The sequence below is a fragment of the Beggiatoa leptomitoformis genome, from assembly GCF_001305575.3.
In the GTDB taxonomy this organism is placed as follows: domain Bacteria; phylum Pseudomonadota; class Gammaproteobacteria; order Beggiatoales; family Beggiatoaceae; genus Beggiatoa; species Beggiatoa leptomitoformis.
Genome location: NZ_CP012373.2, coordinates 44,970 through 60,963 on the forward strand (window position 1 = coordinate 44,970; position 15,994 = coordinate 60,963).

Annotated in this window: 11 protein-coding genes; 1 reads left to right on the forward strand and 10 read right to left on the reverse strand. The window is 41.6% G+C overall.

What is annotated here, in order from left to right; all coding sequences use genetic code 11:
* Entirely contained in the window at window positions 1-924 is a 924-nt protein-coding gene (locus tag AL038_RS00280; protein ID WP_062147311.1) for a hypothetical protein, read from the reverse strand.
* A 41-nt stretch (window positions 925-965) separates the two neighbouring features.
* Entirely contained in the window at window positions 966-1,238 is a 273-nt protein-coding gene (locus AL038_RS00285) for a type II toxin-antitoxin system RelE/ParE family toxin (protein WP_062147315.1), read from the reverse strand.
* Between the two features lie 271 nt (window positions 1,239-1,509).
* On the opposite strand from AL038_RS00285, the gene AL038_RS00290 reads away from it, so the two are divergent.
* A complete protein-coding gene (locus tag AL038_RS00290; protein ID WP_101539139.1) occupies window positions 1,510-2,301 on the forward strand; it encodes an EcsC family protein in 792 nt (263 codons plus the stop codon).
* Window positions 2,302-2,336: 35 nt separating this feature from the next.
* Here the strand turns inward: AL038_RS00290 and smc are convergent, their stop codons facing one another.
* The 8 genes from smc to AL038_RS00330 all read right to left on the reverse strand — a co-directional run bounded on the left by smc (window position 2,337) and on the right by AL038_RS00330 (window position 15,837).
* Window positions 2,337-5,843: a chromosome segregation protein SMC gene (gene smc / locus AL038_RS00295; protein ID WP_062147318.1), complete on the reverse strand. Its 3,507-nt coding sequence runs from the start codon at window positions 5,841-5,843 to the stop codon at window positions 2,337-2,339.
* 221 nt (window positions 5,844-6,064) lie between these two features.
* Window positions 6,065-7,144, reverse strand: coding sequence for a tRNA 2-thiouridine(34) synthase MnmA (gene mnmA / locus AL038_RS00300; RefSeq protein WP_062147321.1), 1,080 nt, complete (start codon window positions 7,142-7,144; stop codon window positions 6,065-6,067).
* Between the two features lie 3 nt (window positions 7,145-7,147).
* Window positions 7,148-8,071: a bifunctional riboflavin kinase/FAD synthetase gene (gene ribF, locus AL038_RS00305; RefSeq protein WP_062147324.1), complete on the reverse strand. Its 924-nt coding sequence runs from the start codon at window positions 8,069-8,071 to the stop codon at window positions 7,148-7,150.
* A 6-nt stretch (window positions 8,072-8,077) separates the two neighbouring features.
* Window positions 8,078-9,643: a murein biosynthesis integral membrane protein MurJ gene (gene murJ / locus AL038_RS00310; RefSeq protein ID WP_236839429.1), complete on the reverse strand. Its 1,566-nt coding sequence runs from the start codon at window positions 9,641-9,643 to the stop codon at window positions 8,078-8,080.
* Window positions 9,644-9,877: 234 nt separating this feature from the next.
* Entirely contained in the window at window positions 9,878-10,234 is a 357-nt protein-coding gene (gene erpA, locus AL038_RS00315) for an iron-sulfur cluster insertion protein ErpA (protein ID WP_062147327.1), read from the reverse strand.
* A gap of 247 nt (window positions 10,235-10,481) precedes the next feature.
* Complete coding sequence (locus tag AL038_RS00320) at window positions 10,482-11,909, reverse strand: hypothetical protein (RefSeq protein ID WP_062147330.1); 1,428 nt, start codon at window positions 11,907-11,909, stop codon at window positions 10,482-10,484.
* A gap of 53 nt (window positions 11,910-11,962) precedes the next feature.
* Window positions 11,963-13,363 carry a hypothetical protein gene (locus AL038_RS00325; protein WP_062147333.1) on the reverse strand — a complete coding sequence of 467 codons (1,401 nt, stop codon included), beginning with the start codon at window positions 13,361-13,363 and terminating at the stop codon, window positions 11,963-11,965.
* Window positions 13,364-13,776: 413 nt separating this feature from the next.
* Window positions 13,777-15,837 carry a motility associated factor glycosyltransferase family protein gene (locus AL038_RS00330; RefSeq protein ID WP_062147336.1) on the reverse strand — a complete coding sequence of 687 codons (2,061 nt, stop codon included), beginning with the start codon at window positions 15,835-15,837 and terminating at the stop codon, window positions 13,777-13,779.
* Between the last annotated feature and the right edge of the window lie 157 nt (window positions 15,838-15,994).

The following is a 15,994-nucleotide window of genomic DNA, read 5'->3' on the forward strand; positions in this document are numbered from 1 at the left end:
TTAGTAAAGTGCTTGTAGCTCAAAAATATCGGAGAGTGGAACATGAATAGCAAAAGCACTCGGGGTCATTTTTTGTTGAATAATGATTTCTTGTGAAGTCATACCCACTAAATAACCTTCTTGAATATCTCCGTTGATTTTTATGATATATACCTGTTTTTTAATAAAACGTCGGATATCTTGTAAATCAGTAACGGGCTTAAACGTGGGGGTAGCGGTTGTTTCTTCATTACTAATAGTCGCTTGATGGCTCAAGCTATTTGTTTTGACATCTATTAAATGACTTGAATGTTGCGGTGTTTTCGCTTGCATTGCTAATGTTTGCGCTTCTTCTGTTTGCCGAACAATAGCGGAACAGGCATCAGCCTGATTAACTGCTCGTTGCAAGCGATTAAGTTCAGCCGTTTTAAAAGAAAAGGTGTCCGCTTGTTGTTGTAACTGTGTGAAAGCATCGGCTTTATCTGTCAAGCAACGCGCATCTATGCCGCATTGGCAGATTTCATTTGTCGCCATTTCTACTTGACGCAAAACATTAAAACGAGCGACAAGCTCTTGTGCTGAAAGAGGATATAACCTTGTCCCCAAGTCAAACGACCAAATGAGCAGCAACATAAAAAACACGGATACACCCAATCCGCCGCCCAGTATCATCGCACCCTGTGATAAATGAGTCCCCAACAAACGGGAAAATATGATGCTTGCTAAGGCAAAAACAATGAATAGTAAAGGGTAAGCAATTTGTCCTGATACTAGACTGATTAACCAAACGATTAACAGCAACAACCATGTGCTTAACAACGCCAAAATACACCATCTTAAGCGGGTTTGCTTTGCCATAAAGCGCACCGCTAATAGGTGTGTAGGATAAGCCGCAACGGCTGTACTCACAAACACTAATAAAAAAATCAAAAATAAAAGACTCACGTCAGTATTCCTACCCAGAATTCTTTCAATCGGAAAATCATTTATTGCAACGCACAGGAAAGGTTTTTTGTACCACCGACTAAAACAATTGTTGATTGTTTTAAATCAAAAGCATATAAAATATTATAGGTGTAATGCTCATGTGTTACATGTAACTCGCCCATTTGAGCGTATTGTGTATGCGCATGTAAACTCATCAATGTTTCGGGTTTAAGCAAATTAATGATAGCGTGATGTAAAGCCACTTGTTCAGGTGCTTCAAGCGACTCCCACCAACTGACAAATCCAGACGTGTAATGGGCTGTTAATTTCATGTTGTCAGTATGGAGTGAGCCTAATTTTTTTGCAATTGTTCGAATGCGACATTCTAGCGAAAAGCGTGAAATGCTTGGGGGGCTAAACAGAAAAAGGTTATGTGGAAATTTTGGCAGACGGGTAATTAAATAGCTTACTTTTTCTTATAAAGTTCAAACGGATTCTACTGTAACGGGTAGAATTTGAGAAAGCCATAAATTCTGTGCTACTCATAACGAATGATATGCTTGTTACTTATTGTTTTATCAAATCACCAGAGGCGTTAAAACGATGCTTACACCGACTGATCATCAAGATTTAAAAAATGCAATTTTAATCTTAGAAAATCCTAGTTTTGCTATAAAGCTGACTAATTATGTTGGTATGCCCATTGAAAGTATCATGAAATATCTACCAAATAATTATCAAGTTAAGCTTAATGATGGCATTACTACAGCATTGCAAACAGCCTTAAGTGTTGCAACGGCCTCATTGAGTGATGACACGCGAGAATCTAATCATGGTTGGCATCAATTTTTAGTAGGAACTAGTGGCGCTATTGGCGGGGCATTTGGTTTATGGGGTGTCGCTGTTGAACTGCCTATCTCAACAACATTAATAATGCGTTCAATTTTAGCAACCGCCTGTAGTCATGGTGAAAATATTCAAAATCCGCAATCTCAACTTGCTTGTTTGGAAGTCTTTGCTTTAGGTAGTCCACAAACAGATGTTGATGATGGTAGTGAAAGTGGCTATTTAGCCATTCGCATCGCGCTTGCAAAAGCAATAACAGAAGCCAGTGAATACTTAGTGGTTAAAGGGGGGGCAGAAGCCAGTGCGCCTGTCATCATACGCTTGATTACCCAAATTGCTGCACGCTTTGGTATCGTTGTGTCTGAAAAAGCGGCAGTTCAAGCAGTACCCGTTATCGGTGCTGCAACAGGGGCGATTATCAATACGGTCTTCATTAATCATTTTCAAAATATGGCTGAAGGTCATTTCACCGTTAGACGCTTAGAAAGACGATATGGCACTAATTTTATTCAGTCACAATATAAAGCATTGCGAGCAACACTTCTTTAAATTCTAAGCATTTTTTTATCGCTCACAGCAATACATTACACCCCTACCATATCTACAGCTTCATTAATATCCACCGAGACTAATCGAGAAACGCCTGCCTCTTGCATGGTTACACCCATCAATTGATTAGCAACTTCCATCGCTATCTTATTGTGAGAAATAAAAATAATTTGTACCCGTTCCGACATGGCTTTGATAAGTTCAGAATAACGTCCAACATTCGTATCGTCTAAAGGCGCATCAACCTCGTCTAACATGCAAAAAGGTGCGGGGTTTAGTTCAAAAATTGCAAAAACCATCGATAGCGCAGTTAGGGCTTTTTCACCGCCTGATAACAAGTGAATCGTACTATTTCGCTTACCGGGCGGGCGGGCCATGATGGCCACGCCTGCTTTTAACAAATCGTCGCTAGTCAGTTCTAAGCGCGCTTCACCGCCACCGAAAAGTTTTGGGAAAGTGACTTGTAATGTTGCATTGACACTTTCCACCGTCTGTTTAAAGCGCGAGCGTGTTTCGCGGTCTATGGTGCGAATCGCATTATCCAACTGCTCTAATGCGCTGGTTAAATCTGTCCATTGTTCATCCATATATTGTTTACGTTGCGCTTCTTGCTCATATTCGGCAAGTGCTGCCATATTTACCGCGCCTATGCGCTCTAATTTACGTTCAACCGCTTCAATTTGTGCAACCCAACTGGTTTCATCGGCGTATTCGGGTAACTCACCAACTAGCGCAATGGGGCTAAAATCGCTGAGGGCAAATTTTTCATCTAATGTTTGTTTTCGTACTGCTTTGGCTTGGCTATCAATGCGTAATTGTTCCAAAATCGTCCGTAATTCACTGCTACGGGTTTCTAAAACGCGCCGTTGTTCTTCATAATCGGTCATTGCGTGTTCTAAATGTTCTACGGTTTGTTTTGCTTGGCGCAAAGTTTCAGCAGATTCCGCTTGTTTTTCTTGATAAGCCGCTAATTCACCGTGTAAAGTTTCTGTTGGGTCGATTTGTTTTTCTAAGTTTTTTTGTAGGTCGTGGCGTTGCTCTTGAAGCTGATTTAAACGCTCTTGCAAACGCTCAATGGCTTGTTGCAAACGGGCAAAGTTAGTGCGTTGTGTGCCTAGCGTCATTTCAACTTGATGGCGGGCTTCACGAGCCGTTTGCCATGCTTGACGAGATTGCAAAGTCACTTCTTGCGCGTGGGCTTTTTGCGTGCTTAAACGGTCACGTTCATCAGCAAGTTGCTCCATTTCAGCTAACGCGATATGTAAGTTGTGGCGTGTTTCTGCAATGTCACTTTCATCTTGATTGATTTGATTGGTTAATTCAGATTTTTCCCTTTCTACCCGTTGTAATTGGGTACAAACAGCTTCTAAACGGGCTTGTTTTCCACCTTGTTGTGATTGGAGTTCTGAAAAACGCTGGCGAACTTGATTTACCCGTTGTTGAATGTGGTCACGTTGTCCTTCCATTTCACGTAAATGGATACGTTTTTGCTCAACGGTTTGATTCAATACTAAAACGGCTTGGTCTAAGGCTTCAAGCTGGCTGGCGATGCGATTAATTTCTTGCTCGCGCCCTATCATGCCTGTTTTTTCATCCTTACCTTGCCGACAATGTAACCAATTTGTGCCTAGCCAAACACTTTGCGGGGTTATGATAGATTCATTGGCGGACAAGTGCGGACGCATGGCTAGTGCGGTATTTAAATCATTAGCAGCCCAAATCGAGCTTAAAAAGCTATCTAATGATAATGTTGTGGTGATTTTGTCAAGCAACGGTGTCCATGTTGGGTGCGAATCATTAACGTTAGCCGTGAACTTGTCTGCCGTAACCAGCATAAACTGTCCTTGTGGTGGTTTTTGTAAGGCGGTAGCATGTTCATCTAATTTATTAATACATAAAGCATTTAACTGTTTATCCAACACCATCTCGACGGCTTGTTCCCAGCCTGCATCGACGTTTAAGGCTTGGGAGAGATGAGGCACATTATCCAACCCTTGCACATGTAACCATGCGTCTAAATCAGCGTTATTTTTACCTAATGCCGCCTCTTGTAAGGCTTCTAATGAAGCCAAACGCCCACTTAATTGATGTACAAGCGCGCTTTTTTCATGCAATTCTGCGGATAATTGTTGCGTTTCTTCACGCAGTTGTAACACGGTTTCTTGATGCGCAGCTAACAAGGCTTCTGCTTCTTGCCATTCGGTTTGCACGTCTGCCATTTCTGTTTCTAAGGCTTGCAACGCGAGTTCTAAGGATTGCACATCAATTTGTTGGTGTTCTGTGTCTAGGCGGTCAAGACGTTGGCGATTATGTTCGACACGCTGTTCCATGCTGTGTAAGCGGGTGCGTTCAATTTGGGCGCGTTGCGTGGGTTCATTGGCACGTTGGGTGAATTCTTCCCATGTCGTTTGCCACGTTTGCGCGTCTGCTTCTGCGTCTTGTAAAGCACTTTCGGTTTGTATTTCCGTTTCTTGCAGTTCTTCTAAATAGGCTTCGGTTTCTGCTATATCGCTACTGAGTGTTTCCGCTTGGTCTTTGTCGGTTTGCCATTGGTTTTGTGTTTCATTTACTGAATCATCTAGTTGTTCTAAATCCCATTGTAATTGTTCGTAGCGTTCTTTGCCATGTTCTAAGGTTTGTTCTAACCGTTTGACTTCACTATCTATAGTATAAAATTGTGCTTGAATGGTTTCTAAATGTGTTTGTGCGTCTAGGCGTGCTACACGCTGGGCTTGATGTGTTTCTTGTAATGCTTGTAAAGTTAATAAATCTTCCTGTAAAACAATGGCTTTTTCATCAATTTGTTGTTGCATATCTTGCACAGCCATATTTAATTCGTGCCAACGAATCGCATCAAGCTGGGCTTTTAATAAAGTTTCGGATTGTTTTAATTCTTGAAAACGTTCAGCTTCACGGGCTTGGCGTTTGAGTTTATCGATTTGTTTGGAGAGTTCTTCGCGTAAATCGTTTAAACGGTCTAAATTGTCGCGCGTTTGTGCCATGCGCTGTTCGGTTTCTTTGCGCCGTTCTTTGTATTTAGAAATTCCCGCCGCTTCTTCTAAAAATACTCGTAATTCATCAGGTTTAGCTTCAATAAAGCGGGAAATCATCCCTTGTTCAACAATAGCGTAGCTACGCGGCCCTAACCCCGTGCCAAGAAATAAATCGGTAATATCTTTACGGCGACAGCGTTCATTATTAATAAAATATTGTGAATCGCCATCGCGGGTAAGTAAGCGTTTAATCGCTAATTCGCCGTTTTCTTGATAGGGTGGAATGGTAACTTCCTCAAACCAAAGTTCGACAGTTGCTTGTTCGACGGGTTTACGTCCACCAGAGCCATTAAAAATAACGTCGGTCATCGCGCCACCGCGCAAATTTTTAGCGGAACTTTCGCCCATTACCCAACGAACCGCATCGATAACATTAGATTTACCACAGCCGTTAGGTCCTACAACACAAACTCGATTGCTAGGAAAAGGAATAGTGGTTGGGTCAACAAAAGATTTGAAACCCGCCAGTTTAATTTTACTTAAGCGCATGTGAGGATTTTCGTTAATCGGAAGGTTATTTGCGTTTTTATTGTTTTGATGAGTATTTGCTCAATTTGTCTGAATCAGAATTATTAGCATTGTAAAAATGTTGATAGTGATAAACGGGCAAGGATGGTGTTTATGCTTTTATGGTTAGCACTATCTAAAATTAAAATAACCTGCTTTTTAGAGGCTTTTAATTAATTCTACAGAATTTAACCTATTTTCCCTTACTCAACAATAATCCCCCCACCTAAACACATCTCCCCTTGATAAAACACGACAGATTGCCCTGCTGTAATAGCACGTTGTGGCTGGTCAAAGTCCACTTCACAAGTGTCTTTTTCTATCATGGTGATAAGACAGGCTTGGTCGGGTTGACGGTAGCGGGTTTTAGCTTGGCAATGGTAGGGTGTTGTTGGTGCGTGTCCGCTTATCCAGTGGAGTTGTTCGGCGCGGAGCGTTTGGCGAAATAATAAAGGGTGATTATGCCCTTGGGCGACAATTAAACGGTTGTTAGGAATATCTTTTGCGACAACATACCATGCTTCACCCGAACTGTTAGCCCGTCCACCTATGTTTAATCCTTGGCGTTGTCCGATGGTGTAGTACATCACACCATCATGCTCACCAACATAATCACCGTCAGGGGTTTCCATGCGTCCGTGTTGTGAGGGTAAGTAACGTTCTAAAAAACTTTTAAATGGACGTTCACCGATAAAACAAATACCTGTGCTGTCTTTTTTGTCATGCGTCACTAAACCCGCTTGTTCCGCATATTCACGAACACGATTTTTGTGAATTTCGCCCACAGGAAATAGGCTTTGTGCCAGTTGGGTTTGTCCAAGCAAATATAAAAAATAGCTTTGGTCTTTGCTGGGGTCTAGCCCTTTAAGCAGTTGATATTCTCCATTAATACAGCGTTGACGCGCATAATGTCCTGTTGCAATGCGTTGTCCGCCTAAACGTAGCGCGTGTTCAAGGAAAACTTTAAACTTAACTTCACGATTACATAATACGTCGGGATTTGGTGTGCGTCCTGCTTGAAATTCTTGTAAGCAGTGTTCAAAAACATTGTCCCAATATTCTGTCGCAAAATTAACGGTGTGTAAGGGAATATCTAGGCGTTCACAGACAGCTTTTGCATCGCGTAAGTCTTCTGCCGCACTGCAATAAGTTGACGTATCGTCTTCTTCCCAATTTTTCATAAATAAGCCACTGACTTCGTAGCCTTGTTGTTTGAGCAAGAGAGCGGTTACAGAGGAATCAACCCCGCCCGAAATGCCAACCATAATTTTTTCAGCGGTCATGCGTTAGTTTTCTAAATAATGCCGTGCAAAGGTTGCATCAGCTTGAATTTGTTGTTTAAGGGCTTCAAAAGAGTTGAAGCGTTGTTCTTCACGAATTTTTGTCACGAATTCAACTTCAACATAATGCCCATAAATTAGACGGTTAAAATCAAATAAGTGAACTTCTAATAGTAGGTCTTGTCCGTCAACAGTTGGACGTGTGCCTAAATTGGCTACGCCATTAATAGGTTGAGCATCAAGCCCATAGACTCGTACAGCAAATACGCCTTTAACGGGGGAGGCGTGGCGATGGAGAAAAATATTTGCTGTCGGAAAGCCTATTGTGCGTCCGCGTTGAAAGCCGTGTCGTACACGCCCTGAAAGGGTATAAGGATGACCCAGTAATGCACTTGCCAGTAACATATCGCCTTGACTCAGTGCTTGACGAATGCGGGTACTGCTGACTCTTTCACCTTCAATAATAAACGTGTGTTGGCTTTCTACGCTAAAACCCGCACGTTCTCCTGCTTGTTGTAAGTGGTGGAAATCGCCCATGCGACCTTTGCCAAAACGAAAGTCATCACCCACGACGAGGTGTTTGATTGCTAAGCCTTCTATCAGGATGTGTTGAATAAAGTCTTCAGCAGAAAGGGGGGCTGTTTTTTCAAACCGTAAGCATAGCACTCGTTCAATGCCTGCTCGTTGGAAAGCAAGCAGTTTTTCACGTAAGCGTGTGAGGCGCGGCGGTGCGCGGTCGGGCGCGAAAAACTCTTGGGGTTGTGGCTCAAAAATGATAACCGTTGCGGGCAACTGTAAGGCGTGGGCGTGTTGTTGAAGCTGTTGTAAAACGGCTTGGTGTCCACGATGTACACCGTCAAAATTACCAATAGTTGCAACACAACCGCGATGACGGGGGCGAAGTTGGGCAAGGCTGCGAATCAATTCCATGCTGTTTTATAGGTCATCACTGTGCAAACTAAAATGATGCAAGCGTAAACCGCTTGCAAGTAAGGTCGCGGCATAGATGACCATGCCTATGGTTATCCAACCTAATAAATGGAGTAAACGACTGTAACTGGGTAATACTGCCCATTCGGCGACGTTGCCTATATTTAACCAAAGGAGTAAACCCATCACCAGATTAGCCAAGATAATCCGTTGTAAAAAAATCTTGGTTTCTGCTTGCAGTTGTAAAATGCCTTGTTGTTGCAAACCACGATAGAGCAAATAAGCATTGACCAATGCAGCAATCGCGGTGGATAGGGCAAGCCCTGCATGTTGTAACGGTAGGATAAATATTATATTCAGTACGATATTAGTGAGCATAGAAATAACGCCTATACGCACAGGAGTGCGGGTATCTTGGCGGGCGTAAAAACCTGAGGCTAATACTTTTATCATGACGAAACCGACTAAACCAACGGAGTAAGTCATGAGGCTGTAACTGGTCATTAACACATCATGGGTGCTAAATTCACCATAACGGAATAAGGCAGTCAGCATGGGTTGCGCGAGAACAATTAAGCCAACCATTGCAGGGGTTGCTATTAAAAATACCCAACGCATAGACCAATTTAACATGGCGTTGTAACCTTGTGTATCTCCTTTTGCAATGGTTTTTGAGAGGTTAGGTAACATAACGGTTGCTAATGCTAAACCGAAAACGCCAACGGGAAATTCCATTAGACGGTCGGCATAATATAGCCATGACACGCTTCCCGAGACTAAAAACGAGGCCATTAGGGTATCAACCAGCAAATTGATTTGTGTTACGGAGACACCAAAGAGTGCGGGCAACATTAAACCAAGGATACGTCGCACCCCTTCATCATGCCAAGCCAATTGTGGATGGGGTAGCATGTCTATTTTGCGTAAAAACGGAATTTGAAATAAAAATTGGGCAATGCCTGCAAATAAAACGCCCCATGCTAATGCCATGATGGGTTGTGCAAATAACCCAGTGAAGCATAGCGTAGCGATAATCATGCAAAGATTAAGCAATACGGGGGTAAATGCAGGAATAGCAAAGCGTCCAAAGGTATTGAGTACGCTACCTGCAAAAGCAGTGAGGGCAATAAAAAATAAATAGGGAAAGGTGATGCGCAACATATCAACGGTGAGTGCGTATTTTTCCGTTTCATCCCAAAATCCGGGCGCGAAAAGCGCAACAAGGGCAGGCGCGCCAATAATACCCAGTAATGTAACAAAAAATAAAACGAATCCTAATGTACCTGCAACATGGTTAATGAGTAATTTAACGGCTAAGGCTTCACGCTGGGTTTTATACTCGCTTAATATTGGCACAAAGGCTTGAGAAAACGCACCTTCAGCAAATAAACGGCGCATAAAATTAGGGATTTTAAAAGCAACCAGAAACGCATCTGTACTCGCGCCCGCCCCAAAAGCATGGGCGATAACCATGTCACGGACAAAACCAAGCAGACGGGAAACTAGGGTTAAACCGCCAACCATCGCGGTGGACTTAAGAAGTTTTTTACTCAGGATAATTCCTTTTACCATGCGTTTGCTTGAAATTGACGGTCGTTTAGAACGCTTGCCGTATCACGTTGTCACTTGCTTGGATATTGTTTTTATGCTGTTAAAACAGCGTATTAAACTTTTGCTTTTACATTCAATGTGTTCATCTACATCGGACCGTTGAATTCCCTTCAAATAAGAAAGGCGGAACAATGTCCGCCTTTTTAAACGTTGTTAGGTTTTATAAAGCCTAACAAGTTCTATGGGAGCAAGAAATTATACAGAAAAGGATGAACCGCAACCACAGCTTGTTGTCGCATTTGGATTGCGAATAACAAATTGTGAACCTTCTAAACCTTCGGTATAGTCAATTTCCGCACCTGCTAAGTATTGAAAACTCATGGGGTCTATTAACAGTTGCACGCCTTGATTTTCTACGACAGTATCACCGTCCTGAACACTTTCATCAAACGTGAATCCATATTGAAAACCTGAACAGCCCCCACCTTGCACAAATACACGCAATTTAAGGTCGCTATTATTTTCTTCTTCAATCAATTGTTTGACTTTAACTGCGGCACTATCAGTAAATAATAAAGGGGAAACACTTAATTCTTCGGCAACAGCTTGCATTTCAACAACCTCGCTAAAATAGGAAAACGCCTGACTTATTATAGTAGGTATCAGGCAAATAAAATTCAATACCTGATAATTTTACTTGGTAAATAGACGAAATACGAACACGTTCAAAAAATTAATTTATCGCGTACTTTTAACAAACTTACTACTATCCTTGCTTATTTTGGCACCACCCATAAAAAAAGGGCAACGATAATTCGTTACCCTTTTTCATGTTTCAGACTACAGAAAAGCTAATTGCTTACTTTTGAGCAGTTGCACCATCAGACATATTGGTGAGAGTACCATCGGCTGTACGGATTAAACCTTGTACCGCAACGTTGGAAACTTCAGCATCAATTTGCATCCATGCTCTACCTGTCCACGTTGTTACACCAAACTTAGCGGCAATAGCATCTACATCCAGAACAACAGTTTGATATGCAGTTACAGTTGCTAATTCAATCCCAGCTGTACCTAATACAACACCATCTTGTCCATACAGTGTTCCAAGAATTCTACCTGCTTGAGAACTCATGTTGTTGATACGAACAAAGGCATCATCAGCTACAGCGGGGTTAGGAATGTTTAAAACCTTAACCGTTGCACCATTTTTGACAATCTTAGCAAGTGCTGATGCTACGCCAAAGAAGGGTCTATAGCTCTTACCAAACCCTGTTTGCGCGCCTGCACTGTAAGACGCAGTAACTGCGCCTTTATTGATGGGTGTTGCACCATCAACTTTAAAGCAAACATGTAAACCAGCTTCTACACTAGCAGCAGCAATACCTGTGAACGTCACGATATTACCAACAGCATGTTTGGTAGCACCATAAGCACTATCCATACAAGTATTAGTTGAAGCTAAGAAAACACCACCACTGCCTGAATTGACAGCACCAAAACTGGGGCTGGTAATTGTTAAAATACCGTTATTATCAATGACATCAGCCGCTGCTAGTGTAGTACCATCTTCAGCATAAGCTGGGGTGGGTGTAATCCCTGCGTACTTCACTGAACCTAAGTAAGCAGATGCTTTAGAGAGGCTACCAAAAATAAATTTAGTAGAGGATTCCGTAACATCTACAACCACATCACTGGCAGCCGCATAGGTTGCTTGTAAGGCGTTTTTATAGGAAATGAATGTGCCTGCATACGGTTTAGTAACCGTCGCGAAACCGTCAATATAAGAAACAACAGCAGAAATATCAGTTGCTTTTAAACCTGATGTCATCAGTAAATCAGTAATAGTTAAAAGACAACCGCTTGCTGTGGCAGCCATATCACGTGTATTGCCTGCAGTGACTGCTAATTGGAAAGTCGCTGCATCAGTTCCTACAGCACCGCCAACTTGTAGGTTTAAATCATATCCTGTAACAGTGCCAGCACCTGATTTAGCAAAACACTCAACAGATGTGCTGGTCAACGCAGTATTAAATTTCGCACCATTCTTCAGTTTAAGTGCAATGAAGAAGGGGTTATTTGTATCAACCGCATAGTTGGGAATAGGCAAGCTGAAATAAAAGCCACCACCAGGGTTAAGCACTGTGGTTGTAGAATCAGGTAATTCACTGGCGAAGTAGGTAGGCGTAATGCTGGTTGCCCCTAAATCTATATTCACTGCCATCACAGAAGACGTGCTGCCCAAGGTCAGAGCGACTGCTGTTGCTAAAATAGAACGCTTATTCATTTTACTCATCTCCGTAAACTAACATTGTAGATAGTTCAATATTGAATGAAATATTAGTCAACTGCTTCAGAACTCATATTCATCAGCACGCCACTACGCGTACGCATAGTTGCTTGTACCTTGAAATCAGAGGCTTCAACATCAATGACTAAACGCGCTCTACCTGTCCATGTACCAAATAGACTGTTTAGTGCCACTGCGTCTAATATCTGCACTTGGTTAGAGGTCAATGTGGCAATAACTTGTGATGAACCAATGGTTGCACCCGTTTGATCATACATCGTACCATGCACAACGACATCAAACGCATTCGTATTGTACAAGCGAATATAAGCCTTATCCGCTAACGTGGAGGCGGGGATGTTCAGCACACGGAAAGTAGCACCGTTCTTGGTCAAATTATGAATATTTTGACTGGGATCACCAAACACGGGTGTCCAGCTAGTGACCGCTGTTCCACCAACTGTTGCAGTTAGTTGTCCTGCATCAATGGCAGTATTACCGTCAACAGTCATACAAATGTTTAAGCCCGCAGCAATATCAAGTGGATCAACATCATTAAAAGTAACCGTGTTACCTGAAGGGGTTGCTGTACCAGCATCAACAGCACATCCGCCAGCTGTGCTTAATGCAAAGGATTGTGCACCTGCAACACCAGCACCATCAATGGTTAATGTGGCAGTTGTTAAAATAGCTGTCGCAGGAACAGAACCACTGGTTAAGGCTAACCCAACACCAGGTGTTGCTGAGTATGCGACGTAACCTATGAATGCTGTAGTGGTTGAAAGAATAGTAGCGGTAGTGAATTTTTTAGAGCTTTGTTTAACATCAATAACAGCATTTGCGGCTGTTGTTGTTGTTGCAGGGGAGACAACAACAGTTGCTGCTTGTTTAAAAGTAATAAAGTCGCCGACATAAGCAGTCGTTGCATTAGCAAGTGCGTTTTTATACTCAATCAATGCAGAAATAGATTGTGTTGTTTTTGTTAGACCATTATATATCGCGGTATCTGTTGCAGTCCCTTGAGGATAGATAACGCAAGAGCTAACCATTTTGTAACCTGTTTTAATACTAAAAGTTACTTGGGTTCTTGCAGCATTAACCTGTGTAGAAAACGCCGCAGAAGTAGTTGTGGTCGTTCCAGCTGAGTCAACAGCACAAACTAATTTAGGTGCAGTCCCTGTAGGGAACTTAATTCCACCCTTAAGTGCAATTTTGACAAACAAAGGGTTGGTTGAGTTAACTGTATAACCGGGAACAGTATTAAAACCAAGAAGCAACCGGTCAGATGCTGTGTTAACAATCACACCTGTACCAATGGGTGCTTCTTCAGCAAGAAGAATCGTACCTGATGTGCTTGTATTATTGATAAACACACTTGCCAAAGCATTAGTGGATATCAGACCTAATGCTGTTGCAATAGCTACCGTAAGGGTAGTATTTTTCATTTTCATTGTGTTAACTCCTGAATCAAGTTAGTCAATACCGATTTACGCAGACTAAAAACACGCAGTAATCACGTATATCCCTAGCATAAACTATATTAACTGTGATTTCAATTGATGTTAGAAATGGATAAAAAACGCGAGTTTATTTTACCTTATCTAACAGAATATGTAGTACCAACTTAGCAAAAGAATAGGAATAAAACGGTTTAGCTCATGACTAAACGGTATTGTTAAGAAGATAGATGGTGTTATAAAACTCAACTGCGTATCTCCACTATCTTATTGATAATTTAAATATAGTAGTAGAGAAAATTATCCAGATATATAAGTGAAGCTACTCATAACATACTAAAGCCAACTTATTTCAAAATTTAGATAAAGAAACTAAAAACTGTCTGAAAATTATCTCAGTTTTAGCATCATAAAGATGAGGGAATTGTGCTGTCCTTTGATGATGTAGGTGTATTAAACGCTTCTTCAAAAGTGGTCAGTTCTGCTTGCCATTCTAACTCGCCCAAAACAGACATGAGTATTTCTAAGCCTTGTTTATAAACCTGTTCCGTTTCTCTGGGGGTTTCGGTAAAAATGATAACTCTGTACCACGTTACTAATAAATCTTGAATAAGTTTGCTATAAGCCTCTACTCGTAAATCCCCCATTTCCGCTCGCAGACAGTCACCTAATGCAAATGACCATGTATGGTCTAAAGCCTGTGCAAAAGAAAGCCAGTCAAATTTTTTCAAAGTCATGGCTTTACTAATTGCATTCCGTAAAGATTCCACTACCTGCTTACCCGGTGTGCGATAAACTGTCCAAACCCCTTCTTGCTCGCCAGTAAACGCGGCTTGGAATAAAGCTAAATCGGCTGATTTTTCTGGATAGTCGGTGAGAAATAGCGTTTCACTATGACAAGGTTCAGCATTTTCAATTTTTACCCCATCGGATAAATTAAAAATGCTCATTTGAGAGCCTAAGGTACTAAACTGTGCTTCTACCGCTCTTCTAGCAATATTATGATAGGCTTGTGTGTAGATTTTTCCTTCACTTTCCGTAAAGTTAGCCGAAGCGGGTAGAATACCTTCTTTTTCGGTAAGACTTGGTTTAGCGATTTCAGTTTCACTCGCTTTCTCATCATCTGTGGTTTGATGCGCCCAATAATCTTTAACGTGATCGCGTTCAGCCGCTTGATGAAACCCTAAATCTAATCCGATTAAATAAAGTTGTTTGGGTTTTGCAAAAGAAGCGGTTGCAACCATTAAATTCCCTGTCGTGGGATGGGTATAAGTTAAAGGTCGTGTAAAACGAACGGGGTTAGCCTTACCTGCTTCATTCACCAACAAAACTGTTTTGAAGCGTTTTAACGAATCAGGATTCGCTTTATAGTAAGAAACGAAAGGAATATCAGGGTCTAACTCTAACTTATCTAATAATTCTGGTTGCAACTCAGTATCTAAACTGCATTGATAGTCAGGACGAATGCCATTCCGCTTTAATGTGCGAACCGCCGAATGTGCTGCAAAGATGATGAGCTTATCTTGATTTTCTTTAAGCCACGGGATTTCTTTATCCAAAGAAGGGCCGCTAGCAACAATTACAATGCGACTATTATCTGATAAAACAGGCGATTGATAATTGATTGGCGTGCCATTTTGCAGGTTTCGTGCTCCATAACACAAGTTACGCACTTCACGGTCAAACGGTACAAAAACTTCGGATAACCCGCGCCAATGTAACTCAAATCGCTGAATTAGATTAGTAAATTCATCAGAGGGATAAGCAGGCAAAAGGCGCAACCAAACCGTTGAGGTGACAGGCGCGTGGTCGATTAACAAAGCTTGCGGGTTTTCAGGCATATCAGGACCCACATGTAACACTAACCGCCCAAAGCGTTTTTCTATTTCCGCGTAATCCACAAAAAAACACGACAGGGAAAAACGTGTAACATCAGGTTCAACAATAACAATATCTCGAATTTCTGTGGTTTGTAGATAATGTAAAATCTGCAAGCCCATAAAAGTCCCTAAAAAAACGGTAGCTCCCGAAAATCGACGACCATCAGCTAAACGTGGCAAACTGATTGAACCTGTTGCCATACGATGATAAATCGCAGGAAAGGCAGTATGTAATTTCTCCGCAAAACTCATCAACCGTTGCCCGTGTTCAATACCTGTCGGGATTTCATGTAGTACCTTGAGCTTGTCTATCCAACCTGTGTGATGCCAATGTCCTAACTCTGTTATATATTTAAATAAACCCTCATCAGGGTGACAAAGTGCTTTAGTAGGAATATGCGAAACTTCAAGAAAATCATCTGTAATGCTAATTCGAAACTCGCCTGTCCCTATATGTTTAATCGCATTGGCAAGTTCAGGATTACGCTTTTTTAACAGTGTAAAATTCTTCTCCTGCATTTCCATCAGCATTTTCATGCGTTTTTTAGCGGTTGCACGTTTTAATTCGTGAATAAATCTTAAGCTCATAATGATTTCTAAAGGGTTATTTAAGCAAAATTCAATTAGCGCATAAGCCTAATGTGCGCTCAATAAGATGGCAAGTGATATTTTGAGATGAATAAAGACTGAAAACCAGAATAATCCTGAGAATGCACAACATTTAGTATTGTCTAATACACCCGCT

Excerpts from the sequence above, each read along its gene's own strand:
- erpA (WP_062147327.1), bottom strand. The coding sequence starts at position 10,234 with ATGCAAGCTGTTGCCGAAGAATTAAGTGTTTCCCCTTTATTATTTACT.
- AL038_RS00285 (WP_062147315.1), bottom strand. The coding sequence starts at position 1,238 with ATGAAATTAACAGCCCATTACACGTCTGGATTTGTCAGTTGGTGGGAG.
- ribF (WP_062147324.1), bottom strand. The coding sequence starts at position 8,071 with ATGGAATTGATTCGCAGCCTTGCCCAACTTCGCCCCCGTCATCGCGGT.
- AL038_RS00330 (WP_062147336.1), bottom strand. The coding sequence starts at position 15,837 with ATGAGCTTAAGATTTATTCACGAATTAAAACGTGCAACCGCTAAAAAA.
- mnmA (WP_062147321.1), bottom strand. The coding sequence starts at position 7,144 with ATGACCGCTGAAAAAATTATGGTTGGCATTTCGGGCGGGGTTGATTCC.
- AL038_RS00290 (WP_101539139.1), top strand. The coding sequence starts at position 1,510 with ATGCTTACACCGACTGATCATCAAGATTTAAAAAATGCAATTTTAATC.
- AL038_RS00325 (WP_062147333.1), bottom strand. The coding sequence starts at position 13,363 with ATGAAAATGAAAAATACTACCCTTACGGTAGCTATTGCAACAGCATTA.
- AL038_RS00320 (WP_062147330.1), bottom strand. The coding sequence starts at position 11,909 with ATGAATAAGCGTTCTATTTTAGCAACAGCAGTCGCTCTGACCTTGGGC.
- smc (WP_062147318.1), bottom strand. The coding sequence starts at position 5,843 with ATGCGCTTAAGTAAAATTAAACTGGCGGGTTTCAAATCTTTTGTTGAC.
- murJ (WP_236839429.1), bottom strand. The coding sequence starts at position 9,643 with ATGGTAAAAGGAATTATCCTGAGTAAAAAACTTCTTAAGTCCACCGCG.